23 protein-coding genes and 1 pseudogene are annotated in these 23,006 nt (G+C 71.4%); 15 read left to right on the top strand and 9 right to left on the bottom strand.

Features of this window, described 5'->3' with window-relative positions; translation table 11 throughout:
- Positions 1–226 precede the first annotated feature (226 nt).
- Complete coding sequence (locus tag AB0C28_RS04715; RefSeq protein WP_358073085.1) at positions 227–1,759, top strand: PQQ-dependent sugar dehydrogenase; 1,533 nt, start codon at positions 227–229, stop codon at positions 1,757–1,759.
- Here the strand turns inward: AB0C28_RS04715 and AB0C28_RS04710 are convergent.
- The gene (locus AB0C28_RS04710) at positions 1,728–2,972 is read right to left on the bottom strand and encodes a serine/threonine-protein kinase (protein ID WP_358073084.1); all 1,245 of its coding nucleotides are present in this window, start codon (positions 2,970–2,972) and stop codon (positions 1,728–1,730) included. The genes AB0C28_RS04715 and AB0C28_RS04710 overlap by 32 nt on opposite strands.
- Positions 2,973–3,224: 252 nt before the next feature.
- Here AB0C28_RS04710 and AB0C28_RS04705 point away from each other — a divergent pair, with 252 nt between their 5' ends.
- The 4 genes from AB0C28_RS04705 (at position 3,225) to AB0C28_RS04690 (ending at position 7,083) form a co-directional block, all read left to right on the top strand.
- The gene (locus AB0C28_RS04705; protein WP_346108386.1) at positions 3,225–4,130 is read left to right on the top strand and encodes a sugar ABC transporter permease; all 906 of its coding nucleotides are present in this window, start codon (positions 3,225–3,227) and stop codon (positions 4,128–4,130) included.
- On the top strand, positions 4,127–4,969 hold the full coding sequence (locus tag AB0C28_RS04700) for a carbohydrate ABC transporter permease (protein WP_357838461.1): 843 nt from the start codon (positions 4,127–4,129) through the stop codon (positions 4,967–4,969). Before AB0C28_RS04705 ends, AB0C28_RS04700 begins: the two co-directional genes overlap by 4 nt.
- Before the next feature lie 26 nt (positions 4,970–4,995).
- Positions 4,996–6,390 carry an ABC transporter substrate-binding protein gene (locus AB0C28_RS04695; protein WP_357838463.1) on the top strand — a complete coding sequence of 465 codons (1,395 nt, stop codon included), beginning with the start codon at positions 4,996–4,998 and terminating at the stop codon, positions 6,388–6,390.
- Between the two features lie 144 nt (positions 6,391–6,534).
- On the top strand, positions 6,535–7,083 hold the full coding sequence (locus AB0C28_RS04690) for a YciI family protein (protein ID WP_358073083.1): 549 nt from the start codon (positions 6,535–6,537) through the stop codon (positions 7,081–7,083).
- A gap of 96 nt (positions 7,084–7,179) precedes the next feature.
- On the opposite strand, the gene AB0C28_RS04685 is transcribed toward AB0C28_RS04690, so the two are convergent.
- The gene (locus AB0C28_RS04685) at positions 7,180–7,947 is read right to left on the bottom strand and encodes an SDR family oxidoreductase (RefSeq protein ID WP_358073082.1); all 768 of its coding nucleotides are present in this window, start codon (positions 7,945–7,947) and stop codon (positions 7,180–7,182) included.
- Between the two features lie 52 nt (positions 7,948–7,999).
- Here AB0C28_RS04685 and AB0C28_RS04680 point away from each other — a divergent pair, with 52 nt between their 5' ends.
- The 4 genes from AB0C28_RS04680 (at position 8,000) to AB0C28_RS04665 (ending at position 10,666) form a co-directional block, all read left to right on the top strand.
- On the top strand, positions 8,000–8,359 hold the full coding sequence (locus AB0C28_RS04680) for a metalloregulator ArsR/SmtB family transcription factor (protein WP_358073081.1): 360 nt from the start codon (positions 8,000–8,002) through the stop codon (positions 8,357–8,359).
- 207 nt (positions 8,360–8,566) lie between these two features.
- Complete coding sequence (locus AB0C28_RS04675; protein ID WP_357838475.1) at positions 8,567–9,322, top strand: SDR family oxidoreductase; 756 nt, start codon at positions 8,567–8,569, stop codon at positions 9,320–9,322.
- Positions 9,323–9,445: 123 nt separating this feature from the next.
- Positions 9,446–9,877, top strand: coding sequence for a cupin domain-containing protein (locus AB0C28_RS04670; RefSeq protein ID WP_357838478.1), 432 nt, complete (start codon positions 9,446–9,448; stop codon positions 9,875–9,877).
- A 27-nt stretch (positions 9,878–9,904) separates the two neighbouring features.
- Positions 9,905–10,666 (top strand): methyltransferase domain-containing protein, encoded by a 762-nt coding sequence (locus AB0C28_RS04665; protein ID WP_357838481.1) that lies wholly within the window; start codon positions 9,905–9,907, stop codon positions 10,664–10,666.
- Between the two features lie 160 nt (positions 10,667–10,826).
- Here the strand turns inward: AB0C28_RS04665 and AB0C28_RS04660 are convergent, their stop codons facing one another.
- Positions 10,827–11,420 carry a hypothetical protein gene (locus AB0C28_RS04660; protein ID WP_357838484.1) on the bottom strand — a complete coding sequence of 198 codons (594 nt, stop codon included), beginning with the start codon at positions 11,418–11,420 and terminating at the stop codon, positions 10,827–10,829.
- Positions 11,421–11,491: 71 nt separating this feature from the next.
- Entirely contained in the window at positions 11,492–12,280 is a 789-nt protein-coding gene (locus tag AB0C28_RS04655; RefSeq protein ID WP_357838487.1) for an FHA domain-containing protein, read from the bottom strand.
- Between the two features lie 194 nt (positions 12,281–12,474).
- On the opposite strand from AB0C28_RS04655, the gene AB0C28_RS04650 reads away from it, so the two are divergent.
- Positions 12,475–13,809 carry an acyltransferase gene (locus AB0C28_RS04650; RefSeq protein WP_358073080.1) on the top strand — a complete coding sequence of 445 codons (1,335 nt, stop codon included), beginning with the start codon at positions 12,475–12,477 and terminating at the stop codon, positions 13,807–13,809.
- Here the strand turns inward: AB0C28_RS04650 and AB0C28_RS04645 are convergent.
- The gene (locus AB0C28_RS04645) at positions 13,709–14,785 is read right to left on the bottom strand and encodes a WYL domain-containing protein (RefSeq protein WP_358073079.1); all 1,077 of its coding nucleotides are present in this window, start codon (positions 14,783–14,785) and stop codon (positions 13,709–13,711) included. The two genes, AB0C28_RS04650 and AB0C28_RS04645, sit on opposite strands and share 101 nt — an antisense overlap.
- Positions 14,786–14,891: 106 nt before the next feature.
- On the opposite strand from AB0C28_RS04645, the gene AB0C28_RS04640 reads away from it, so the two are divergent.
- Positions 14,892–15,314 (top strand): VOC family protein, encoded by a 423-nt coding sequence (locus AB0C28_RS04640; protein ID WP_357838495.1) that lies wholly within the window; start codon positions 14,892–14,894, stop codon positions 15,312–15,314.
- Between the two features lie 76 nt (positions 15,315–15,390).
- Positions 15,391–16,488, top strand: a complete 1,098-nt coding sequence (locus AB0C28_RS04635) for a winged helix DNA-binding domain-containing protein (protein ID WP_357838498.1) — start codon at positions 15,391–15,393, stop codon at positions 16,486–16,488.
- Positions 16,489–16,529: 41 nt separating this feature from the next.
- Here the strand turns inward: AB0C28_RS04635 and AB0C28_RS04630 are convergent, their stop codons facing one another.
- The gene (locus tag AB0C28_RS04630; RefSeq protein ID WP_358073078.1) at positions 16,530–17,162 is read right to left on the bottom strand and encodes a pyridoxamine 5'-phosphate oxidase family protein; all 633 of its coding nucleotides are present in this window, start codon (positions 17,160–17,162) and stop codon (positions 16,530–16,532) included.
- Positions 17,163–17,190: 28 nt separating this feature from the next.
- A complete protein-coding gene (locus AB0C28_RS04625; RefSeq protein ID WP_357838504.1) occupies positions 17,191–18,174 on the bottom strand; it encodes a helix-turn-helix domain-containing protein in 984 nt (327 codons plus the stop codon).
- A gap of 128 nt (positions 18,175–18,302) precedes the next feature.
- Between AB0C28_RS04625 and AB0C28_RS04620 the strand changes: the two genes are divergently transcribed.
- Entirely contained in the window at positions 18,303–19,523 is a 1,221-nt protein-coding gene (locus tag AB0C28_RS04620) for a hypothetical protein (RefSeq protein ID WP_357838508.1), read from the top strand.
- Positions 19,524–19,760: 237 nt separating this feature from the next.
- Here the strand turns inward: AB0C28_RS04620 and AB0C28_RS04615 are convergent.
- Positions 19,761–20,529 (bottom strand): annotated as a pseudogene (locus AB0C28_RS04615) (transposase); the annotation flags it as partial.
- A gap of 37 nt (positions 20,530–20,566) precedes the next feature.
- On the opposite strand from AB0C28_RS04615, the gene AB0C28_RS04610 reads away from it, so the two are divergent.
- Complete coding sequence (locus AB0C28_RS04610) at positions 20,567–20,716, top strand: Arc family DNA-binding protein (RefSeq protein WP_358073077.1); 150 nt, start codon at positions 20,567–20,569, stop codon at positions 20,714–20,716.
- A 337-nt stretch (positions 20,717–21,053) separates the two neighbouring features.
- Here AB0C28_RS04610 and AB0C28_RS04605 read toward each other — a convergent pair whose 3' ends face one another.
- A complete protein-coding gene (locus tag AB0C28_RS04605) occupies positions 21,054–21,623 on the bottom strand; it encodes a CGNR zinc finger domain-containing protein (RefSeq protein WP_358073183.1) in 570 nt (189 codons plus the stop codon).
- A gap of 81 nt (positions 21,624–21,704) precedes the next feature.
- On the opposite strand from AB0C28_RS04605, the gene AB0C28_RS04600 reads away from it, so the two are divergent.
- Positions 21,705–22,994: an MFS transporter gene (locus tag AB0C28_RS04600; protein ID WP_358073076.1), complete on the top strand. Its 1,290-nt coding sequence runs from the start codon at positions 21,705–21,707 to the stop codon at positions 22,992–22,994.
- The last annotated feature ends 12 nt before the right edge of the window (positions 22,995–23,006 follow it).

The raw sequence follows: 23,006 nt of genomic DNA, 5'->3' as shown, positions 1-23,006 counted from the left end.
CGGGCGGTCGGCGAACCGATGCCGTCGTACGCGGGCCGGGGCATCCGGGCATGCGGCGAATGTACGTTTCATGGCTCGGCGCCGGGCGTACGCGCGTCGTCGCCGGTCAGCGGCCCGGAGCCGGCGCACCGGGCGGGCGCGGTGATCGCGGGCCTGGTTGGGACGCCGGGCGAGCCGCTACCGTCCGGTCTGCGGATCCCGACGATGCCCCGGTCTGGAGTTCGACATGCCAGGAAGACGCTGGGCGGCCCCCGTGCTGCTCGCCCTGTCCCTGCCACTTCTCGCCCCGCTCAACCCTCCGCCGGTCGCCGCGACGACCGGCTCGCCCGTCGCGCGCGCCGCCGCCACGGTGCCGCTGGAGGAGATCGACGCGACCACCACCCAGGTCGCGTTCGGGCTGCGCCGCCCCACCGCCATCGCCGCCCCCGACGACGGCACGCGGCGGCTGTTCATCACCGAGAAGCGCGGCACGGTACGCGTCTACCACCCGGACACCGGCCTGGCGCAGACGCCGATCATCGACATCACGGCCTCCGTCGACGAGTCCGGCAACGAACGGGGCCTGCTCGGCATCGCCCTCTCCCCCGACTTCGCCCAGAGCCAGGACCTGTACCTGGCCTACACCGCGCTCCCGGACGGCGCGGTCACCCTGGCCAGGTACCGGCTGGACGACGCCCGCCTCGAACCCCTGCTCGCCCAGGAGCACGCCGAGAACAGCAACCACAACGGCGGCCAGATCACCTTCGGCACCGACGGCCACCTCTACATGAGCATCGGCGACGGCGGCGGCGCCGGTGACCCGTTCGACAGCGGCCAGCGCCTGGACACGCTCCTGGGCAAGGTCATCCGGGTCGATGTCAGCAGAAGCTGCGGCGAGCTCGCCTACTGCGTGCCCGCCGACAACCCGTTCGCCGGCGTGGAGGGGGCGCGGGGGGAGATCTGGCTGTACGGCGGCCGCAACCCCTGGCGGTTCTCCGTCGATCCGGCCGACGGCTCGCTGTGGGTGGCCGACGTGGGCCAGGGCCGGTGGGAGGAGATCAACCACCTGCGGAAGGGACGGCAGGCGGGGGCGAACCTGGGCTGGTCCTGCTACGAAGGGCTGGAGGTGTTCGACCAGGCCCAGTGCCGTGCCGGGGCCGCGTACACCGCGCCCGTCTTCACCTACTCCCCGCACACCGGCGGCTGCGCGGTCATCGGCGGGCAGGTGTATCGCGGCAAGCAGTTCGCCGGCCTGGTCGGCGGCACCTACCTCGCCACCGACTACTGCTACTCGACCGTGTGGGCGCTGCGTGAGAACGGATCGGGCGGCTACGACCAGGCCGAGCTCGGCCAGACGCCCACGCAGGTCACCGCGTTCGGCGCCACGCCCGAGGGCGAGCTCTACGTCGTGAACGACCTGCCCGGCGGCCTGCACCGCGTCTCGTTCGAGCGCGCCGAGCCGACCTGCCGGATCGCGTACACCACGCGGACCTGGGGCGGCGGCATGACCGTCGACCTCACCGTCACCAACACCGGCGCCACCCCGATCGACGGCTGGACGCTGCGCTTCCCCCTCGCGCGGGGGCAGAGCGTCATCGGGGACTGGAACACCGACCTGACCCAGAGCGGGGACATGATCACCGCGGCCGACGCGGGCCACAACGGCTCGATCGCCCCGGGGAGCAGCGTCACCCTGGGCTACCTGGTCGCCCACACGGGCGACGCGTCGGCGCCGGCCCGGTTCTCGCTCAACCGGGACGCGTGCGCGGTCGTCCGCTGATCTCGCTCCGCCACCGGCTCAGCGGTCGTCCGCTGATCTCGCTCCGCCACCGGCTCAGCGGTCGTCCGCTGATCTCGCTCCGCCACCGGCTCAGCCGGCGGTCCAGGTGAACTTGTTCGACACCGTACTTGGTCGGCGCGCCCTTGGACGCGACGATCCGCAGCTCCCCTGGGGATGACGATGGCGAGGCGGGCTGGGTGACGGGTGGTGAGGCGGGCTGTGTGGCGGACAGCGGGGGTGCGGTCGCGGCCGGGGAGCCGGTGAGCCAGGCCGTCGCGGACGCGGCCAGCGCCAGGGCGACCGCCACCGCCACCAGCACCGGCCACCGGCGGGCGACCAGCGCCGGCCACCGGCGTAAGGCCGTGTCGCGCGCCTTGCGCCACAGCGGCGGCGGGTCGGCGACGTCACGGAGGGCGTCGCGGGCCTCGGCGGCGGCCGGGCGTCGCTCCGGCTCGCTGCGCAACATCGCCGCCAGCACCGGGCGTAACGGCCCCACGTCCACCGCCATCTCGATGACCCCGTGGTGCGCGGCCCGCCCGACGATGCGCGCGTCAACGGAACCGCCGCCGTCCGCCCGGCGCGAGGCCGCGGCGGAATCGCCGTCGTGGGCCCAGGGACGTGGGGGGTGGCCGGCGACCAGGGCGTACACGGTGGCGCCTAAAGAGAACACGTCGGAGGCCGCGCCCGGGCGCCCGCCGACGAGTTCGGGCCCGGCGTAGTCGGGCGTGTAGGAGATCGGCCGGTAGGGCGAGATCGTCTCCACGCCGCCGATCCGCCACACGGCGTCGAAGTCGGTGAGCTTCGCCGTGCCCTCGGCGTCGGTGACGATGTTGGCCGGTTTCACGTCGCAGTGGACCAGCCCCTTGCGGTGCAGCGCCGCCAGCGCGTCGGCGATCTGCGCGCCGATCCTGGCCGCCTCCCGAGGGGAGAACGTGCGCTCCGACAGGCTGCCGTTCGGCATGCGTTCGAGGACCAGCCACGTGCCCGCCCAGGCCCCGTCGTCGAGGGTCAGGACGTCGTGGACGGTGACGATGTGGGGGTGGGTGAGGGTGGCCAGGGCGCGGGTCTCGACCGAATCGGTGCGCTTGAGCACGACGGGGCGGCCAAGCTGCTCGTCGTGGGCGAACAGCACCCTGCCCCTGCCCTCGGCGACGGACGCCTCCTCCACCCGGAATCGCGCGCCGAGCCTGTCTGCGGGCTCTTCGTCCACCATCCGCCCCCCGCGGTCCGGGCGGCCGCGTCGTCACGTGCGGTAGGCCCGATGGTCCACGAGAGTAACAAGAACACCGCCCGGCCGCCCCCGGTCGCGGGCAGCGCACCAGGTCAGGAGGGGCATCGCGGATAACGTTCCGCGAACGTTCGCTGTGAAGTCACTGGTCAGACCTACCGCGAGCTGACCTGGGTAGGCAGAATCCAGCAAGCACGTTTGTGAATGGTCAGTGAACGAAAGTAGGACGGCACGACGATGGAAGCCCGCGCTACCAGGGAACGGGGACCGACGGGCGAACGCCGGTTAGCGCTGCTGTATCTGGCGCCCTCGCTGATCATATTCGCGATCTTCGTCTTCTACCCGCTGGGCAGGACCTTCTACCTGTCCACGATGGGCACCGACATCATCGGCCGGGCCAACAAGTTCGTCGGTCTCGACAACTTCACGGCCATGTTCGGCGACCCCGGATTCTTCAAGGCGCTGGGGACGACCGCGCTCTTCGTCCTGTTCACGGTGGTCCCCGCGATCGCCGGCGCTCTCGTGGTCGTGCTCTTGCTGGAGTCGCGGATCAGCGGGCAGCGCATGTTCAGGACGGTGTTCGCGCTGCCGTTCGCCTTCTCGGTGGCGACCGCGTCGGTGATCTTCGCGCTGATCTACAACCCGGCCGTGGGCATGGCCAACGGCGCGCTCAGCTACCTCGGCGTGGACCGGATCGGCTGGCTCACCGAGCCGGACCTGGCCCTGATCTCCATCTCGATCACCACGGTCTGGATGACGCTGGGCTACAACGTCCTCGTCCTCTCGGCGGGGGTCGGCGCGATCCCGGCGGAGGTGGTGGAGGCGGCCAGGCTCGACGGCGCCACCGGATGGCGGCTGCACAGCCGCATCACCATCCCGATGTTGTCGCCGCAGCTCTTCTTCCTCGTCGTGATCTCCACGATCCACGCGCTGCAGAGCTTCGGGCAGATCCACATCCTGACCAAGGGCGGCCCCGACGGCGCCACCTCCACGCTCGTCTACTGGATCTACGAGAAGGCCTTCAGCTACGGCTCATCCGACTTCGGCACGGCCAGCGCCGCGGCGATCGTCCTGCTGGTGATCGTGCTGGTCTGCACGGGCATCCAGTTCGGCGTGCTGGAAAGGAAGGTCCACTACCGATGAGCAGATCCGCCACCTCCTCGGTCACGAGCAAGATCATCGTCTATCTCGTGCTCATCGTGTGCGCCATCCCCGTGGTCTTCCCGCTGTACTACGCGTTCATCGGCGGCATCATGACGCCGGGCGACCTGTCCAGCTATCCGCCGAAGCTGCTGCCGACGGCGATCGACCTCGGCAACTTCACCTCGGCGCTCGACACGATCCCGCTGGGCAGGCAGTACCTCAACTCGGCGATCCAGACCGGCATCGTCACCATCTGCCAGCTCCTGTCGAGCGTCCTGGCCGCCTACGCGTTCGCGTTCCTGCGGATGTGGGCCAAGACGGCGATGTTCGCGCTGTTCATGGTGACGCTCATGGTGCCGTGGGAAGCGATCATCCTGCCCAACTACCTGCTGATCTCGGACCTGGGCCTGACCAAGGGGCCGCTGACGTACCTCGGTCTGACGCTGCCCTTCCTGGCGCACGCCTTCGGCACGTTCCTGCTGCGGCAGTCGTTCCTGCAGTTCCCGGTCGAGGTACGCGACGCCGCGGTGATGGACGGCTGCGGGCACCTGCGGTTCCTGTGGCGCATCCTGCTCCCGCTGTCGAAGCCGGCCATCGCGGCGGTCGGCGTCTACGTGTTCATGACCACGTGGAACCAGTACTTCTGGCCGCTGATCCTCGGCAACGACGACCGGTACAAGACGCTGCAGATCGGCGTGTCCATGCTGAACGACGCCGAGTCGTCCAGCCCCACGCTCATCCTGGCCGGAGTCACCCTCGCGTTGCTCCCCACCCTCGCTCTCGTGATCTTCGGACAGCGCTTCATCATCCGCGGGCTCACCGCGGGCGCGGTGAAATGATCGTGATTCAGAAACGGAGTTCCCCCATGGCACTACCCCGATCCCGGCGAACGCGCGGCGCACTGGCCGCGGTGGCCGCGCTGTCACTCACCTTGGCGGGCTGCGGCGGCGACGGCGGTTCCAGCGAGGGCGGCGAGGCCGCCACCGCACCGGGTGCCGACGCGATCACCGAACCGGTCGAGATCGAGTTCTGGCACTCCATGAAGGAGAAGAACGAGCTCGCCATCAAGGCCATGGTGGAGGACTTCAAGAAGGCCAACCCCAAGATCACCGTGAAGCCGGTGTTCAAGGGCGACTACGACCAGATGGTCGTGGCGTACAAGCAGGCCGTCCAGCAGGAGTCCACGCCGCCGCTGGTGCAGATCTACGACATCGGCTCGCGCTTCATGTACGACGCCCAGCAGGTCGTGCCGATGTACAAGTTCATCGAGGCCGACAAGTTCGACCAGAACGCGAACATCGAGCCCAACATCGCCAGCTACTACACGATCAAGGGCAAGCTCTGGTCGATGCCGTTCAACTCCTCGGCGCCGCTGCTCTACATGAACGCCGACGCCGTGAAGAAGGCCGGGCTCGACCCGGACAAGCCGCCGGCGACCCTCGACGAGATCGGCGAGTGGGCCAAGAAGCTCACCGTCAAGGAGGGCGGAACGGTCAAGCAGTACGGCTTCAACGCCGCGCTCTACGGCTGGTTCGTCGAGCAGCTGACCGCCCAGGACAACGCCGAATACTGCGACAACGGCAACGGCAGGAACGGCCTGGCCACCAAGGTCAACTTCGGCACCGGCGCCGGGCCCAAGTTCGCCCAGTGGCTGGGCACCCTGGTGAAGGAGGGCTACGCCACCAACACCGGCCGGCCCACCGACCAGGCCCAGAACGCGTTCAAGACCGGGACCGTGGCCCTGCACCTGGAGTCGACCTCCGCGCTCGGCGGCTACACCCAGGCCGCCGAGGGCAAGTTCGAGCTGAAGACCGCGCCGTTCCCCAAGCCGTCCGCCTCCTCCAACGGCGGCACGATCATCGGCGGCGCCTCCCTGTGGATCAACGCCGCCGGTCACAGCGACGCGGAGAAGCGGGCCGCCTGGGAGTTCGTGAAGTTCTCCAACACGCCCGAGCAGCAGGCGAAGTGGCACGCGGCGACGGGCTACGTGCCGGTCAACCCGCAGGCCAAGTCGAACGACAACCCCAACTTCCAGGTCGCGGTGACGCAGCTGCGCTCCCAGCAGCCGTCGGCGGCCACGTCGGGCTGCCTGCTCGGCATCATGCCCGAGGCCAGGAAGGCGGCCGAGGTCGGCCTGGAGCAGGCCGTGCCGGCGGGCGAGGGTCAGGAGCCGAAGACGTCGGCGGAGCAGGCGATGCAGACGGCGGCGACCGGCCTGCAGACGGCCATCCAGAAGTACAACGCCAACGTCGGGCAGTAACCCGGCTCTGGGGTAACGTGCGCGCGGGCGTCCTCGTACGAGGGCGCCCGCGCGTGTGGTTGTACGGGGCGGCTGGACGGGCCCGGCCAAGCGGGCTGCCCCGCGGATGACCCGGGTGGCCGGGCGGGTGGGAGACTGCGCGGCATGGAGTTCTTCTGCTACCACCGTGACCGGACTGGCTCGCTGCCCCTGCGTGAGGAACTGCTGGAAGCGCACTGGAGCTACATGGACCGGTACGCGAAGGAGCTGATCGCCCGGGGCCCGACCATGGCCGACGACGGTGAGACGCCCACCGGCAGCGTGCACGTCATCGACCTGCCCGATCCCGCCGCCGCCCGCGCGTTCGCCTTCGACGAGCCGAACTACCAGGCCGGCGCCTATCGGGACGTGCTGCTGCGACGGTGGCGCAACACGCTGGGCCGGACGATGTGGGACTTTCCCGGCGGCCGGGAGGGCGGCAACCGCTACCTGGTGCTCGGCCTCGGGGAGGGCGAGCCCGCCGACCTGGCTCTGCCGCCCGCCGAGGAGACGCTGATCGCCTACGGGCCGCTGTCGTCCGACGACGGCACCGCCTGGCTGGGCACGGCGGCGCTGGTCCTGGCCCCGGACGCGGACACGGCCCGCGCCGTCCTGACCGCCGACCGGTACGCGGAGGTGGAGGTGCACAACTGGCAGTTCGGCGGCCGCTCCTGAACCCTGCCGCAGGTCTGCGGCGACGCTGGGCCCGAAGCGAGCGCCCGGTTGCCGCAACGCACTGCCTTCGTGTGACCGGCGTGGCGACGTGCGGCGTCAGCCGGTGAGGTCGAGGCCGCCGTCCACGGTGAGGATCTGGCCGGTGATCCAGGTGGCATCGGGGTCGGCGAGGTGGGCGATCCAGGCGGCGACCTCCTCCGGCCGGCCGCGGCGGCCGAGCGGGATGCGGGCGGCCTCGTCCTGCTTGATCTGCTCCACGGTCGCCTCGGGCAGCCCGGCGGCGCTCAGGGCCTCGCTCTCCGTCGGCCCGGGGGCCACGGCGTTGACGCGGATGCCGTCGGGGGCCAGCTCCAGCGCCCAGCTCCGGGTCAGCTGCTCCACGGCGGCCTTGCTGGCGGCGTAGTGGGCGGCGCCTGGCAGGGGGCTATGGCCGTACGTGCTGGAGACGTTGACGATCGTGCCCCGGCTGCTCCGCAGGTGCGGCAGGGCGGCCTGGGCGAGCAGACTGGGCGCGACCACGTTGAGTGCCAGCAGGCCGGTGACGCGCTCGGCGTCGGTGTCGGCCAGTGACATGACGGCGGTCGCGCCGGCGTTGTTGACCAGCACGTCCAGCCGGCCCCAGCGATCGACGGCCGCCGCGACGACCTCCCGCGGCACGCCGTCGGCGGTGATGTCGGCGGGCAGGGCGACGATGCCGGGGTGACCCGCGGCGGTCTGCTCCAGTGCTTCGGCGCGGCGTCCGACGCCGAGGACGCGCGTTCCCGCGCGGGCCAGGGCGATGGCGGTGGCGCGGCCGATCCCGGAGCTGGCCCCCGTCACGATCGCGACGCGTTCCCGCTCATGGGCGATGGGCTGGGCGGTCATGTCACCTCCTTGTTCGATGTTCGTGAAACGTCGAACAAGCTACCATGGACAAATGAGACAGGTGCACCACCCCGAAGTCGGCGAGATCTCGCTCACCGCGGTCATGGGGGCGCTCAGCGATCCGATCCGGGTCGGGCTCGTGCGGGTGCTGGCCGATGGGTGCGAGCGCGGCTGGGGCGAGCTGCGGGCGCCGGTGGCCAAGTCGACGCTCAGCCATCATCTGCGCGTGCTGCGCGATGCCGGGCTGACCCGCACCCGTCAGGAGGGTACGCGCTGCTTCGTCACCTTACGCGTCCAGGACCTGCGCGAACGTTTCCCCGGCCTGCTCCGCGCGGTGCTGACCGCGGCCGACGAGCAGGACGTCGGACCCCAGGTGAGCACGCAGGACACCCCACGCCCCACCGTCGCCTGAACGCCCGGCCACCCGTCCGCGACCCCCCAAGACCTGCCGTCGTCTGAACAGCCGCACGCGCGTGACAACCCCACCACCCGTCGGCGGGCGGCCTTCATGGGCCGTCTTGCGAAGAATTTAACGGCGGCTGTCACAAGTGAGAAAGGCGTCCTGTCTTAGCTGGCGTCCGTAGGGCAAAGGATGCCCCGGCGGCAGAAAGGGGATGTCATGAAGGTCGTCGTGATCGGCGGAACCGGCCTCATCGGGTCGAAGCTGGTGGCCAAGCTGCGCGAGCACGGCCACGAGGCGGTGGCGGCGGCGCCGAGCACCGGCGTCAACACGCTCACGGGTGAAGGACTGGCCGAGGTGATGGCGGGCACGCAGGTCGTGGTCGACGTGTCGAACTCGCCGTCGTTCGAGCCGGCCGCGGTGATGGAGTTCTTCGAGACCTCCACCCGCAACCTGCTCGCCGCGGAGGCGGAGGCCGGGGTCGGCCACCACGTCGCCCTGTCGGTGGTGGGCACGGATCGGATGCCGGACAACGGCTACTTCGCGGCGAAGATCGCCCAGGAGCAGCTGATCCAGAAGTCGGGGATCCCGTACTCGCTCGTGCACGCGACGCAGTTCTTCGAGTTCGTCCGGGGCATCGCCGACGAGGCCACGCGGGACGACGTCGTACGGATCGCACCCGTGCTCTTCCAGCCCATCGCGGGCGACGACGTCGCCGCCGCGGTCGGCCGGGTCGCGGTGGGCCAGCCGCTGAACGGCCGGATGGAGATCGCCGGGCCCGACCTGTTCCGGATGGACGACTTCTTCCGCGAGACGCTGGCCGGCTGGGGCGACCCGCGCCAGGTGGTCACCGACCCGCACGCGCGTTACTTCGGCGCGGAGCTGAAGGAGCGGTCGCTGGTGCCGGAGGACGGCGCGGCGCTCGGCTCGATCCGCTACGCCGACTGGCCCGGCCGCGACGCCGACGGCCGCTGAAAGGCGCGGCGCGACCGCTCGCGCCGCGCCACCGGCCCTCCGGCCGCCGTACGAACCGACCGGTCCGTACGGCCTCCGCCACGAGCCCGACCTGCTCGTAGCGGCCCACGAAAGGTGAACCTCATGTCAGACAGAACATCGCAGACGAGTGAACCGCGCTCGACCGCCTGGCAGACGGCGCTGACCGTGCTGCAGGAGGCCGAACCCCCGTTCATCCCGGCCGGGGCGCACGCCATGACCATCGTCATCGAGTACCCGCCCGGCGATCCTGGCACGCCGCCGCACCGCCACACGGGGCCCGCGTTCGGCTACGTGCTGGAGGGCGAGATGCTGTTCGAGCTGGAAGGCCAGCCCGAGCGGGTGGTCAAGGCCGGAGAGGTGTTCTGGGAGCCGGGCGGCGACGTCATCCACTACCAGGACGGCAACAACCGCGACGACGTGCGGCTCCGGTTCACCGTCACCATGCTGTGCGAGCCGGGCAAGCCGATGCTCACCCTGGTCGACGAGGAGGAGCTGGCCCAGCGCACTGACCGCCGCGCTCCCCGTCCCGCCTGAGCGCCTGCCCGACGACACAGGAGGCGCGTGGTGATCGGATCGGCGATGTCCGCCGAGTTCGACGACGTCCCCGGCTGGACCGCCGAGGCCGTCGAACAGCTCGGTGAGCGGCACGCCATCCCCGCCGCCTGCCGCGGCAGCGCGAGCCCGGCCGCGCTGGCCTGGCTGGCCGAGGCGTGCGAGCTCGCGCCGGGGATCAGGCTGCTGGACGTGGGCGCGGGAGCCGGTGGCCCGGCCGCCTGGGCGGCGGAGCGGTTCGGGGTGACGCCGATCCTGCTGGAGCCGATGCCGGCCGCGGGCCGGGCCGCCGTCCGGCTGTTCGGGCTGCCGGTCGTCGCGGCCGACGGGCGGCGCATCCCGCTCCGTACGGCGTCGGTGGGCGCGGCCTGGTGCCTCGGAGTGCTGTGCACCGTGCGGGAGAAGGCGGCGATGCTCGCCGAGATCCGCCGGGTGCTCACGCCAGGGGCCTCCCTGGGTCTGCTGGTGGTGCTCGCCAGGGGCCCGCAGGTCCTGCCCGCGCCCGACGGCAACCACTTCCCCACCGGCGGGGAGCTGCTCGGGCTGCTGGCCGGGGCCGGGTTCGAGGTCGTCGAGCAGATCGACCAGCCCACCGACGCGCCGCTGTCCTGGACGCGGCGGGCCGAGCAGGTCGCCGAGGTGGTGGCCAGCCGCCACCGTACCGACCCCGCCTTCCGCCTGGCCGCTCACCAGGGCGAACGTTTCGCCCGGCTGTTCGCCTCCGGCCAGATCGCGGTACGCCTGATCCACGCGATCAGCCGTACCAGCTGACCCCCACACCCATGGAGAGAAGATGACCGTTCCGAAAGACGAGGACGCCGCTCGACGCGGTGGAGGAGCTGGAGGGCGAGCACGGCGGCCAAGGAGCCTGATCCTCCATGACCGGCGAGGGGTCTGATCCCTCCATGACGGCCGAGCAGCCCTTATCCCTCTACCCGACGATGAACGTGCCGATCACCCCGGTCGCGCTCAGCAGGCCGACCGCGGTGAGCACGGCCACCGCGATCCCGGCGCCGGCCAGCCACCGGCGCCGCTGCGTTCCCGCGTTCAGGCTCGTCAGCGCGAGCGCCGCCCACAGCAGGCCCTCGATCAGGAACCACGGCTCGTTGAACAGCAGATCCTGCAGGTCGGCCGTGCGCCGGTCGAGGCTGCGCCAGAACGGCAGCTCGATGTGCAGCAGCCCGGCCAGGCTCAACGCCCGTTGCACGCTGTCGACCAGGGCGTGCATGACGCATCCGACCGCCGCCACCCAGCAGAGGGCCAGCATGGCGCGCCGTCCGGAACGGCGCCGCCACAGCGGCAGTGCCGCCACCGGCAGTACGGCGGCGACGAGCAGGATTCCCGCTCCGACCGCGTTGATCGCCAGCCACTGTGCCTGCGAGACAGGCGTGCCGAACATGCCGGCGGTCCCGCCCAGCGCGTAGTAGGCCCGGTAGGCGCTGTAGAGCAGACCCCATACGGCCAGCGCGACGCTGATCCGTGCGCGCGTGGTCATCCCGCCGCTGATCCGTACGCGCGCGGTCATCGCTTCCCCTTCATCATCCCAACGTCAGCGACAAAGCGTACGCAATGCGTAGATTCGCCATCGCTGCCGGGTCACCTGGCGTGGTAGATGTGCAGGCGGTAACCGAGGGTGGGGACGGTCTCCAGGACGACCGGGTTGCCCGGTTCGGGCTCGACGCACTTGCGGACCGCGTACACGACCGCCGCGACGTCCGAGTTGTCGTATGTGCGGCCCACCGGCCAGTCCTCCCTCGGGCCCCACAGTGCGGTGATGAGCTCGGCGTGGTCGCAGGCGACCTCGTCGGAGGACTGGCTGCGACCCCGTCCGACCATGAAGCGCAGCAACTGGTGCCCCTTGGGGCGCAGCCCTTCGATGAGCGTCTCGGCGCCCGACGGGTCCACCCGGTACGCCCGGCTCGCCACCCAGTCGTAACGCAGCCGGGCCCTGGGCGCGGGCAGGTCGAGCCGCGCGGGGGTGGTGGTCGTGTACCACTGTCGGGCGGGCAGGGTGCGCTCGTCGGCGTCGATGTAGACGAGCCGCCAGTGCAGCGGGACGTCGCCGTCGGCCATGTCGCCGATGATCAGCAGGCGGTCCTGGTGGTGCAGCATCTGGCGGCCGCTCACCGGGCGCGGCCCGCCGGGGGTGTCGTCGCGCTCGATGAGGGTGCCGTTGCGGGCGTGGTCGGTCACCCACCAGCGGCCGTGCTCGTAGTCGAGGATGCAGTGCAACCGGCTGATCCAGCCCTGCGGGTCTGGTCCGAGCACGACGTCGGGGCGGTGGTCGGCCACCGCGCGGCCGATCGTGTACTGCGTGCCCGTCAGGTCGTATCGACGTGATTCGCCCAAGGGGGAGATCACTTCGAGTACGGCCGTTCGCGACATCGCTACCTCCGGTCCGGCGGGGAAGATCCGCGCTCGTCCCGATGTAGCCACAGCCGCCGGACACGTGTCAACCGGCCAGAATCGGCGGTTGACCAGTGAACTTGACAACACCTTCCGGCGGAGAAGGCATGCTCACTCATGCTGCCTGAACACACTCCAAGGTTTCGCTCAGGTTGACCACCTAGCCTGACACGATGCCCATCGACCTGGCCGCTCGCGGAGGCGGCGGTGAGCTGCGGATCGGACACCGGACGAGGACGGCCCAGGCGGCCCCGCCGGCCCGCCGGCAGACCTGGTTGGACGCCCTGCGCGGGCTGGCTGTGCTCGCCGTGCTCTTCGAACACCTGCTCGACCCCCTCTTCCCCGAGGTCCGCTCGGGCGCCAGCCCCTGGTTCGACTTCGGCCAGTACGGCGTCATGCTGTTCTTCATCATCAGCGGCTACGTGGTGCCCGCCTCGCTCGAACGGCGGGGCAGCGTCACCGGGTTCTGGATCGGCCGGGTGTTCCGCATCTACCCGCTGTGGCTGGTGGCCGCGGCCATCGGCACCGCGTTCGCGCTCGTCCCCGTTTACGCGGAGTTGCCCGCCCAACTGGGCGAGCATCCGGTCCTGGCCGGACTGGCGCACGTGACCATGCTCCAGGACTTCCTCCAGGTGGTCAGCGTCGTCAACGTGTTCTGGACGCTTTCGTACGAGATGGTGTTCTACCTGCTGGTGACGGCGATCTTCGTGATCGGGGCGCGGCGGGTGCGCACAACCGGGGTGCTCGCCGTCGCGGTCGCGGGCGTGCTCGTCGGCGGTCTGCTGCCGGCCGGCGCCCTGTCGCGCGCCTTCGGCTCCGACGTCGTCGTGCTGGTGGTGACCGGGGTGATGGTGGCGGGACTGGCCGCGGTCGTCGCCGGGGCTCATCGCGTACGGCTCTGCGGCGCGGCCACCGTGGCCGCCATGGCCGTCGTGCTGCTCGTCGTCAACAGCCGGATCGGCGCCTGGCAGAGCGTGGCCGTGGTCGCCACGATGTTCGCGGGAACGGCCCTCTACCGGCTGGACCAGGGGCAGGTCAGGCGGGGTGTGGCCGGGTGGGTGATCGGGCTCGTGCCGGTCGTGTCCGTCGGCGCGGCGGCGTGGTTCGGGCCCGGCTGGTCCATGGCCCACCAGCAGGCGGTGGCGTTCCGGTGGAGCTGGTCCACCGCCGTCGCCGCCGCGTGGCTGACGTTCCTGATCGGCCGCCGGCTGCGGTCGTCCGCGTGGCCGGCCCTCATCGTGCGCCTCGGGCTGATCAGCTACTCCGTCTATCTGCTGCATCCGCTGCTGATCCAGGTCCTGCGGCGGTCGATCCCCGATCCGGTGCCCGTGCCGCTCGGCTGGCGGATCACCTGGTTCTGGGTGCTGCTGGCGGCGGTGGTCGCCAGCGCCGTCGTCAGTCACCGCTTCATCGAGCTGCCCGGGCAGGGGGTGGGTCGTCGGCTGGCACGTTCCGACCGGCTGCGGCGCCTGCGTAGCGTCGTGCCAGGCGGGCGAACGCGTCCCTGAGCTCGGGCGGGCCGACCACCTCGATGTCGGCGTCGAACCTGCCGATGGCGGCGACCAGGGCGGGCCAGGACCACGAGCCCATGACGAGCCGGCAGCGGCCCGGGCCGAGCTCCTCGACGAGCCCGTCCCGGATGTAGCGGGACACTTCGGCCGCGGGCAGGCCGAGGATCACCTCCCCCTGGCACGGCCAGTCGCCGGTGCCGCCCGAGCCGCGGAACTTGCTGGTCACGTACGTGGCGACGTCGCCTCCCGGCAGCTCGCGCGGGGTGAAGCGGGGGCCCGAGGGGGTGCGGGGGGTGATGCGGTCGGCGCGGAAGGTGCGCCAGTCCGCGCGGTCGACGTCCCAGGCGATGAGGTACCAGCGCCCGCCCCAGGTGACGAGGTGATGCGGCTGCGCCCGGCGCGGCGGACGCGGCGGCTCCGGCGGGCCCGGCTCGCCACCGGCGGAGGCCGCGCCGGCGCGGGAGGCCGCGCCGGCGTCGGGGGGCGCGCCCGTGTAGTCGAAGCGCAGTTCCTCGCGGGCGTGGACGGCGGCGCTCAGCGTCATGAGCACGCCGCTGTCCACCTGGACGTCCGGCCGGGAGGTCGGCCGGTCGACGGCGGTGACCTGGAACGTGTCGATCCGGTGCCGCAGCCGGGCGGGCATGACCTGCCTGATGGTGTGCAGCGCGCGGGCCGCGGCCTCCTCGATGCCGGCGCCCGTTCCGGTGGCCAGTTGGAGCGCGATGGTCAGGGCGACGGCCTGCTCGTCGTCGAACAGCAGCGGGGGCAGCTCGGTGCCGGCCTCCAGCCGGTAGCCGCCGTCGGGGCCCTTGAAGGCCACGATGGGGTAGCCGAGCTCGCGCAGGCGGTCGACGTCGCGGCGCACGGTGCGCGGGCTGATGTCCAGCCGCTCGGCGAGCAGCGCCCCCGGCCAGTCCCGGCGGGTCTGGAGCAGGGAGAGCAGGGCCAGCAGGCGCGCTGAGGTTTTCGGCACGAAATTTATCCTGCCGCAAGTAGAGGCCACAACCTGGCCGCTACTCCTGTGAGCATTCATCTCGGGCGCCGCCCCGGGCGTCCACCGCAGAATCAGGAGTAGCGATATGTCGGTCAAATCCGTTCTTCATGTGAACTTCCGTGGCGAGGCCCGGGCGGCGCTGGAGTTCTACCGGTCGGTGTTCGGCGGTGACCTCGGCGTCGTCACGTACAAGGACGCGGGCACCGCCTCGGACCCCGCCGACGCCGACCACGTGATGTGGGGCCAGGTCGCCGGCGACAACGGCTTCCACGTGATGGCGTACGACGTGCCCGCGGGCATGCCGTACGAGCGGGGCGAGAACTCCTTCTTCGTCTCGCTGACGAGCGAGGACGCGGAGGAGATCACCGCGTACTGGGAGCGGCTCTCCGCCGGGGCGGAGGTCGTGCAGCCGCTGGAGCCCTCGCCGTGGGCGCCGCTCTACGGGATGCTCAAGGATCGTTTCGGCGTGGTCTGGGCGGTCAACGTCACGAGCACCTACCACGGCTGACCCGCCCGGACACCGGCCAGATATCGGAAGGAACCACCACCATGACCACACGGCTTCTCGACCTGCGGGCACGCGCATGACCGTCCTCGGCACCCGGGCGCTCAACCGCGCGACGCTCGCCCGGCAGTTACTGCTCGATCGCGCCGACCTGCCGGTCCTCGACGCCGTCGCGCACCTGTGCGGGCTGCAGGCGCAGGAGCCGCAGGAGCCGTTCGTCGGGCTCTGGTCGCGACTGCGCGCGTTCGACCCGGCGGCGCTCTCGGACCTGCTGACGGGACGCCGCGTGGTGCGCACTGTCCTCATGCGCCGTACGATGCACCTCCTCACGGCCGACGACGTCGTGGCCTGGCGGGCGCGGTACGAGGGCATGCTGCGCCAGCGGGTCCTCGGGACCTACCGCCGCGAGCTGACCGGGGTGGACCTCGACGAGCTGGCCGGCGCGGGCCTGGCGGTCATGGCCGACGGCGAGCCCCGCTCGATGGGCGAGCTGGCGCGGGCGGTGGCCGGGCGCTGGCCGGCGGCGGGGCCGCGCCCGCTGGGCGAGATGCTGACCGCCGCCCTCATCCCGATGGTGCAGTTGCCGCCGCGCGGGCTGTGGCGTACCAGGGCGGGGGTGCGTTATGTCCCGCTCTCCGCCTGGCTGGGACGTGAGCCGGCCCCGCCGGCCCAGGACGGCTCGGACCCGGTCGGGCAGGAGCTGGTGCGACGCTATCTGGCCGCGTACGGGCCCGCCGCCACGGCCGACCTGCGTGCCTGGTCCGGCTTGGCCGGGCTGCCGGCCGCGGTGGCCGCCGTACGCGAGGAGCTGGTCTCCTTCCGCGACGAGCGGGGCAGGGAGCTGCTCGACCTGCCCGACGCGCCGCGCCCCGACCCCGACACGCCCGCCCCGGTACGGTTCCTGCCCGCCTTCGACAACGCGATCCTCGGCTACCAGGACCGCGGCCGGATCATCGACGACGCCCACCGCAACCTGTCGGTCAGCGGCGCCCGCGTCGCGCTGGTCGACGGCCGGGTGGCCGCGACCTGGACCGTCGCGGACGACACCGTGACCGTCACCCCGCTGGGCCGACTCTCCCGTGAGGAGCGGGACGCGGTGGCCGAGGAGGGCCGGTCGATGGCGTCGTTCCTGTCCGACGGCGCCTCCGACCGTGTCCACGTCGCCGCCTCCCCCTGACCGCGCCCCTGACCGCGACCCTGATCGGCCCCTGATCGGCCTCAGTACCGGTTCTGTTCGGCGTCGCGGTCGAGCCCCTCGTCGAGCGCCTCGGCGGACAGTTCCTTGATGCCGAGGTGGTCCTTGGCGATGCGGCCGAGCGTGGGCAGGCTCTTGCGGTCGGGCCAGGTGTCCGGCTGCCACAGCGACGAGCGCAGGAACGCCTTGGCGCAGTGCATGTAGAGCTCTTCGACCTCGACGAGCAGCGCGAGCCGGGGCCGCTTGCCCTTGACCACCAGGTCGTCGAAGAACGGCGCGTCGGAGACGAGCGTGGCGCGCCCGTTCACCCGCAGGGTCTCGTTCATCCCCGGCACGATGAACAGCAGCCCCACCTGGGGGTTGGTGAGCACGTTGCGCAGGCCGTCGACGCGGTGGTTGCCGGGGCGGTCGGCGATCACCAGCCGGTGGTCGTCGAGGACCAGCACCGACCCGGCGGGGTCACCACGCGGCGAGACGTCGCAGGTGCCGTTCTCGTCGGCGGTGGCCAGCAGCAGGAAGGGCGAGTGGGCGATGATCGTGCGCGCGTGCTCGTCGATCCTGGCGATGTCCTTGTCCCAGATGGGCTGCGGGGGCGCCGCGACGATCTCCCGCAGCTCGGCCTCGGTCGTCACCGTACGGATCTCAGAAGCGCTCATCCCCCCAACATAAAAGACATGCCGGACATCAGGCCGAGCCGGGCCAGCCGCGGCGGGCGGCGAGCAGGCCGGCCTGGAAGCGGGTGCGCGCGCCGAGCAGGTCCATCAGCTCGCTGACCCGCCGGTGGATCGTGCGCAGGCTCACCCCGAGCTGCCGCGCCACCGCCTCGTCCTTGAGCCCCGCGGCGAGCAGGGTGAAGAGCTCGGGATCGGGCAGCTCGGGATGTCCGGTGGACGGGGCGGACGGCAGCGGCAGCGCCGCACGCCACAACATCTCGAAGAGCGCGACCAGGGCGTCGAGCAGCGTGGAGGAGTGCACGATGACCGCGCTGTCGGCGTGCGCGGGCTCGGTGGTGCTCAGCGGCAGGATCGCGCTCTTGCGGTCGGCGATGGCCAGCTTCATCGGCACCTCGGGGCTGATCCTGGCCTGCTCGCCGGCCGCCGCCGCCTCCTGGGCCAGGCGCAGCTTGCCGGGGACCTCCAGGGCGGAGACGTCGTAGATGCCGCGTACGAGTACGCCGTGCGCGAGCCGGTTCATCTCCTCGGCGTTCTGCTCGGTGGGGTTCTGCGCGTAAGGAGGACGGTCCAGCACCAGGAGCTCCTCGGTCGCGGTCTGCTGCAGCTGGGTGAAGCGCTGCACCACGGCCGCCTGGCCCTGGACGACCTCGACGAGCTCCTCCGGTGACTGGTTCTCCGTCCGCGGCGTCTCGGCGAGCAGCGCGATCGAGGCCAGCCGGGCCTGGGCCAGCCCTTCCTCCCTGCGTGAGATGAGGGCGGCCACCGCGACGTCGGGCCTGGTCGCCAGGAACCGGGCCGGGCGGCCCGCCATGCGGCTGACCAGCCCGAGCGCCTCCAGCCGGGTGAAGGCCCGGCGCAGGGCCACGGTGGTGCGGCCGGTGTGCTCGGCCAGCTCGGGCAGGGTCGCGCGCGGGCGGCGGAGCAGGTCTCGGTAGACGCGCTCGTCGTCGGCGTCGACGCCGACGGCCGAGAGTGCGTTGTCGTCGGCGTTCACGGTCTCTCGCTGTGTCCTCTTCATGAAATGTCACAAATCTGCCAGTGCATTGCCTAGCCTAGGCGATTCTCCGCCCGGTAGGACGGGACGACGGGATGTTCCCGTTTGAGCCTGTCATGGAGGCAGTCGTGCGAAAGATGATCACCTTGGGAGTCGCGGCCGCGTTCGCGGTCCTGTCGGCGGCGACTCCGGCCGCCGCCGACGACCCGGCGCTGCCGCCCGCCGCCACGGGAGACCCGGCGGTGCCAGCCGCGTCCGCTGAAGACCCGGCGGTGCCGGCCCCGGCCGCCGGAGACCCGGCGGCGGCGGGTCTTGACGGTTTCGGCCGCTGGCACCAGCCGCGTTGCGCGACGGTCACCGGCGACGGGACGGTGACCTTCACCCGTGACGAGGGCAGGACGCTCACGCCGACCAGCCAGACGCCGCGGCCCGTCGTCTACACCCGCGGGCTCGTCGCACTCGACCGTCCTGACCACTTGCTGGCCATGTCGAACAACGTGCTGCTGACCTCGAAGGACGCCGGTTGCACCTGGACGCGCGTGGGCGAGGTGCAGGGCGCCAACCTCACGCTGACGGCGGCCCGCGGCGGCCGGGCCTACGCCTGGGACCAGGACGGCAACCTGTCGCTGGTCACGCCCGACGGCATCACGCCACTCACCTCACCGGCGGACGAGGTCGCCGGGCTCGGCACCGACCCGCTGCGCGGCGACCGGCTGCGGGTGGCGGACGGCGACGGGCAGCTGCACGAATCGCGTGACGGCGGACGCAGCTGGAAGCCCGTGGGCAGGCGGGCCTTCCCCGAGAGCGAGCTGCTGATGATCTACACGGCGGCGTTCGACCCGTACAACCTGAACCACGTGCTGCTGGGCGCGGCGAGCGACGGCGCCCGCGTGACCTACGACGGCGGGCGGAGCTGGCGCGCCGCCACCGGCCTGAGCAAGACCGGCACCAGGGTCAACGTGTTCAGCGCGACGATCTCGCCCGCCGCGCCGAACGTCGTGTACGCCATGGGCCTCAACCTGGCGGAGAACGACGAGCACGCGCCGTCCGGCGGCCGGCACATCTACCGCTCGTTCGACGGCGGCCGCCGCTTCACCCCGGTCGTCGACCAGGGCGACGGGATCACCCTGCCCAACGGCCCGCTGCTCGCCGCGCACCCGACGAACCCGGGCGTGCTCTACTTCGCGTGGGGCACCGGCTGGTCCAACCTCGGCACCGACATCTACCGGTACGACGCGCTGCGCGGCCGGGTCACGACCAACCACAACCCCCACGACCGGGTCACCTCGATCGCGTTCAACCCGTCGAACCCGAGGGTGATGTACCTGGGTCTGGCCGAGGAGTCCTGAGGGCGGTCGGCGCGGACCTCCGGCTCACGTCGGCTTCTGGGCGTAGGTCAGGGTGAGCCGGGGGTAGTCGTCGGTGTCCGCGAGCTTGCGGATGAACTGCCCCTTGAAGTCGATGACCGGGATCGTCCCCTTCTGCTGCACCTTGGCGTAGCAGTAGAGGTGGGCGTCGTCGTACCAGCCGAGCAGGTCCTGGCACTCCGTCTTGAACTCGTGCAGGGTCTTCCCCACGACGTCCGAGCGGTCGATCTTGGCGAAGGTGCGGCCGTACCGCTTCGCCTTGTACTCCAGCATGTTCACGAACCGGGACCAGCCGGCATCGTGCACCGACTTGGCCAGCTTCGTACGCGCCATACCCCTCACGGCAAGGTTCTCCACGTACACCGCTTGGTTGTCGCGGATGATCTGTGTGGAGAGCTTGTGCGCGAAGTCCCGGCGCGTGCCGGCCACCTGGGCGTGAGCCTTGGCGACCTTCGGCTTGGCCTTGGCCCGCTTCGCCGAGCCCTTCTCCTTGCGGCTCAGCGCTTGCTGTGCCTTGCGTAGACGCCGCTCGGCGCGGCGCAGCAGGCGCGGGTTGTCCACCTTCCGGCCGTCCGACATGACCGCGAAGTGCGTCAGACCCAGGTCGATGCCCACCTCGGACGCCACTTCCGGCAGTGGCTCGCCGGCCGTCTCGACCACGAACGACGCGAAGTACCGTCCTGCGGCGTCGCTTCCCGGTGATCGAGGCGAAGAAGTTGCGACAGGCGAGGTTCAGGTCGGCGAGCGCCTGCTGAAGCACCGCGGCCGACACCTCGCCCAGCCAGGCGCGTTCCGGCGTCTTCTTCGCCTGCGTGATCACATGCTTGGACAGGTCCCCGTCCGAGATATACCGCAGCCCGTTCTCGCGGGCCTCTTGCCTTGCGCGCAGCCCGTCGTTGAACACCGTCCGCGCGCACCCGAACGCCCTGGCCAGCGCTTGACGCTGACCGGCGGCCGGGTAGAGGCGGAAGTTGTAACGGAGCTGCACCATCCGATCTTAACGCTGATGACACTACAGTGGTGTCATGATCCGGATCACGCTCAGACTCCCCGACGACGTACACGCCCGGCTGCTCGCCCAGGCCGAGACCGATCGCCGGTCCCTCAACTCCGAGATCGTGCACCTGATCGAGGTGGCGCTCAACACCGTAAGCGGAGACGCCGAATCGCCTTGACAGCGATTCGTCCACCCCTGCCCCCGCTGCGCGGAAGAGTCGGCTTCACCTCCGCCCTGAAGGGCGGAGCACTGCCGACGCCTTGGTAGCCACCGGTCGGGCAGTCGGCGAGCACGACGGCCCCGTTGGGCGATGACCGGGCAGAACGACACCTCGGGGCGCAATAACTTGATCGCCACCTGCTGGTCCGGCTCGGCCGCCGCCAGGTACACGACCCCCTGCCCGCCCTCTCCCAGCCTGCCCAGAAGCTCGTAGTCCGCGAGCCGCTTGGGGTCCTCTGGTTTGAGTGGTGCGTACGGCGACATGAACGTCAGACGGGCCGGCGGACCGGAGTGGGTCAGACCGGTGGGCGGGTGGCCGAGCGGGCGCGGAAGGCGGCCGCCTTCGTCCGGCTCTGGCAGGAGCGGGAGCAGAACTGGCGCACCGCGTTGCGGGAGGCGTCCACGTACACGCGATCGCACCCCTTGGCCTGGCACACGCCGAGCCGCCCGCCGAGGTCGCTGCCGATGGCCAGCGTCAGCGCGGAGGCGAAGCCCGCGCTCCACCCCACCGACAGCGTGTCGTCGGCCCCGTGGAAGTGGACCTGCCAGGGTTCGCGGGGTACCCGGTTGAGCTGGGGGCGCGCGCCCGTGCTGATGACGAGCGCGTTGACGATCTCGGCCGCCTCGTCGTCGCGTCGGCCGTCCATGGCCTCGAAGACGCGCCGGACCTTGAGCGTGGTGCCGGCCAGGTAGAGGGCCTCCTCCATCGAGACCGCCGGCTCCCCCGGCAGCACGGCGGCGATCGCCTCGGGCAGCGCGTCCGCCCTGGGGGCCGTGTAGGGCCGGCCGCGGTCGCCGCCGTCGGTCAGCACGTTCACGAGCCCTGCCGCGGTGTCGAGCAGGATCGCCACGTGACTATCGAACATCACTTGACCGGTCACTCCTAACGTCGTAAGGTCCGTGACCAACGTTAGCAGTTTCGTTAGTCACGCGAGAAGGAGTGCGGCATGCCGGCCCTGGGCCTCCCGCGTACCGTGTGGTGGCTCGTCCTGGCCCGGGCGATCAACCGGCTGGGCGCCTTCTCCCTGGGCTTCCTCACCGTGCTGATCACCACCGGCTTCGGAGCGGACACGGTGACCGCCGGCCTGGTCTCCGCCGCCTTCGGCGTGGCCACCATCCCGTCCCGGCTGCTCGGCGGCGTCCTGGCCGACCGGTTCGGCCGTCGCCGCACGATCGTGGCCGGGCTGGCCGGATGCGCGCTGGCGCAGGCGGGCATCGCGGTGTCCGGGTCCGTGGCGATGGTGGCCGTCTTCGCCGTCCTGCTCGGGCTGGTCTTCGAGATCTACGAGCCGCCGTCCCAGGCGATGATCGCCGACGCCGTACGGCCGGAGCGGCGGGCGCAGGCGTTCAGCCTGTTCAACACGGCGCTGGCGGTGGGCGGCATGGGAGCCGGGCTGATCGCGGCCGGGCTGGGGCGCTGGGACCTGCGCTGGCTCTTCGTCGTGGACGCCGTCACCTGCCTGGCCTGCGCCGTCGTGATCCACCTCGTCCTGCCCGCCGACCCGCCCGTCCGGCGCAGCGCCACCCCGCTCAAGCCCGAGGACGCGGGGACGCGGGCGGAAGCGGGCGCGGGCGTAGGTGCGGTGTGGCGGGATCGGTCGTTGCTGGTGCTGCTGGCGTCCGGGACGTTCTTCGCGCTGATCTACATGCAGGTCGTCATGGCATTGCCGCTGGCGCTCACCCGGCACGGCCTTGAGGCCGCCGACGCCGGGCTGCTGTCGGCGCTGTCGGCCGTCGTCATGGTGCTCTGCCAGCCGCTGCTGCGCCGGACGGCGGCGCTGTCCCACCACGCGGCGATGGCCTGCGGCTACCTGCTGCTCGCCGCCGGCCTCGCCGGTTACGCCGTTTCGGACGGCCTGCCCGGACATCTCGCCGCCACCGTGGTCTGGAGCGTCGGGGACGTGCTGATGTTCGGGCGCAGTTACGCGCTGGTAGCCGACATCGCGCCCGAGCACGCCCGCGGTCGCTACCTGTCGGTCTTCGGCACGTCCTGGGGCATCGCCACCGTCGTGGCCCCCCTGTGCAGCACCCAACTGCTCGACCGCGCCGGACCTGCGGGATTGTGGAGCGGCCTGGCGTTCACCTGCCTGCTCCTGGCCGTCGCCCAGCTCACGGTGATCAGGCCCCTGCTCGGCAGGCAGCCCGGCACAGCGGCGTCCCCTGAGGCCGATCCGGCGGCGCCTGAGACCGATCCGGCGGTGCCGCCCGTCGTACGCCTGCCGCCGCCGGAGGGATGAGGCGCCGGCCAG

It is taken from the genome of Nonomuraea sp. NPDC048892, assembly GCF_040649735.1.
In the GTDB taxonomy this organism is placed as follows: domain Bacteria; phylum Actinomycetota; class Actinomycetes; order Streptosporangiales; family Streptosporangiaceae; genus Nonomuraea; species Nonomuraea maheshkhaliensis.
Note: the sequence above shows the minus strand (reverse complement) of the source record. Positions and strands in the feature narration are given on the sequence as shown.

Excerpts from the sequence above, each read along its gene's own strand:
- AB0C28_RS04715 (WP_358073085.1), top strand. The coding sequence starts at position 227 with ATGCCAGGAAGACGCTGGGCGGCCCCCGTGCTGCTCGCCCTGTCCCTG.
- AB0C28_RS04710 (WP_358073084.1), bottom strand. The coding sequence starts at position 2,972 with ATGGTGGACGAAGAGCCCGCAGACAGGCTCGGCGCGCGATTCCGGGTG.
- AB0C28_RS04705 (WP_346108386.1), top strand. The coding sequence starts at position 3,225 with ATGGAAGCCCGCGCTACCAGGGAACGGGGACCGACGGGCGAACGCCGG.
- AB0C28_RS04700 (WP_357838461.1), top strand. The coding sequence starts at position 4,127 with ATGAGCAGATCCGCCACCTCCTCGGTCACGAGCAAGATCATCGTCTAT.
- AB0C28_RS04695 (WP_357838463.1), top strand. The coding sequence starts at position 4,996 with ATGGCACTACCCCGATCCCGGCGAACGCGCGGCGCACTGGCCGCGGTG.
- AB0C28_RS04690 (WP_358073083.1), top strand. The coding sequence starts at position 6,535 with ATGGAGTTCTTCTGCTACCACCGTGACCGGACTGGCTCGCTGCCCCTG.
- AB0C28_RS04685 (WP_358073082.1), bottom strand. The coding sequence starts at position 7,947 with ATGACCGCCCAGCCCATCGCCCATGAGCGGGAACGCGTCGCGATCGTG.
- AB0C28_RS04680 (WP_358073081.1), top strand. The coding sequence starts at position 8,000 with ATGAGACAGGTGCACCACCCCGAAGTCGGCGAGATCTCGCTCACCGCG.
- AB0C28_RS04675 (WP_357838475.1), top strand. The coding sequence starts at position 8,567 with ATGAAGGTCGTCGTGATCGGCGGAACCGGCCTCATCGGGTCGAAGCTG.
- AB0C28_RS04670 (WP_357838478.1), top strand. The coding sequence starts at position 9,446 with ATGTCAGACAGAACATCGCAGACGAGTGAACCGCGCTCGACCGCCTGG.
- AB0C28_RS04660 (WP_357838484.1), bottom strand. The coding sequence starts at position 11,420 with ATGACCGCGCGCGTACGGATCAGCGGCGGGATGACCACGCGCGCACGG.
- AB0C28_RS04655 (WP_357838487.1), bottom strand. The coding sequence starts at position 12,280 with ATGTCGCGAACGGCCGTACTCGAAGTGATCTCCCCCTTGGGCGAATCA.
- AB0C28_RS04650 (WP_358073080.1), top strand. The coding sequence starts at position 12,475 with ATGCCCATCGACCTGGCCGCTCGCGGAGGCGGCGGTGAGCTGCGGATC.
- AB0C28_RS04640 (WP_357838495.1), top strand. The coding sequence starts at position 14,892 with ATGTCGGTCAAATCCGTTCTTCATGTGAACTTCCGTGGCGAGGCCCGG.
- AB0C28_RS04635 (WP_357838498.1), top strand. The coding sequence starts at position 15,391 with ATGACCGTCCTCGGCACCCGGGCGCTCAACCGCGCGACGCTCGCCCGG.
- AB0C28_RS04630 (WP_358073078.1), bottom strand. The coding sequence starts at position 17,162 with ATGAGCGCTTCTGAGATCCGTACGGTGACGACCGAGGCCGAGCTGCGG.
- AB0C28_RS04610 (WP_358073077.1), top strand. The coding sequence starts at position 20,567 with ATGATCCGGATCACGCTCAGACTCCCCGACGACGTACACGCCCGGCTG.
- AB0C28_RS04605 (WP_358073183.1), bottom strand. The coding sequence starts at position 21,623 with ATGTTCGATAGTCACGTGGCGATCCTGCTCGACACCGCGGCAGGGCTC.
- AB0C28_RS04600 (WP_358073076.1), top strand. The coding sequence starts at position 21,705 with ATGCCGGCCCTGGGCCTCCCGCGTACCGTGTGGTGGCTCGTCCTGGCC.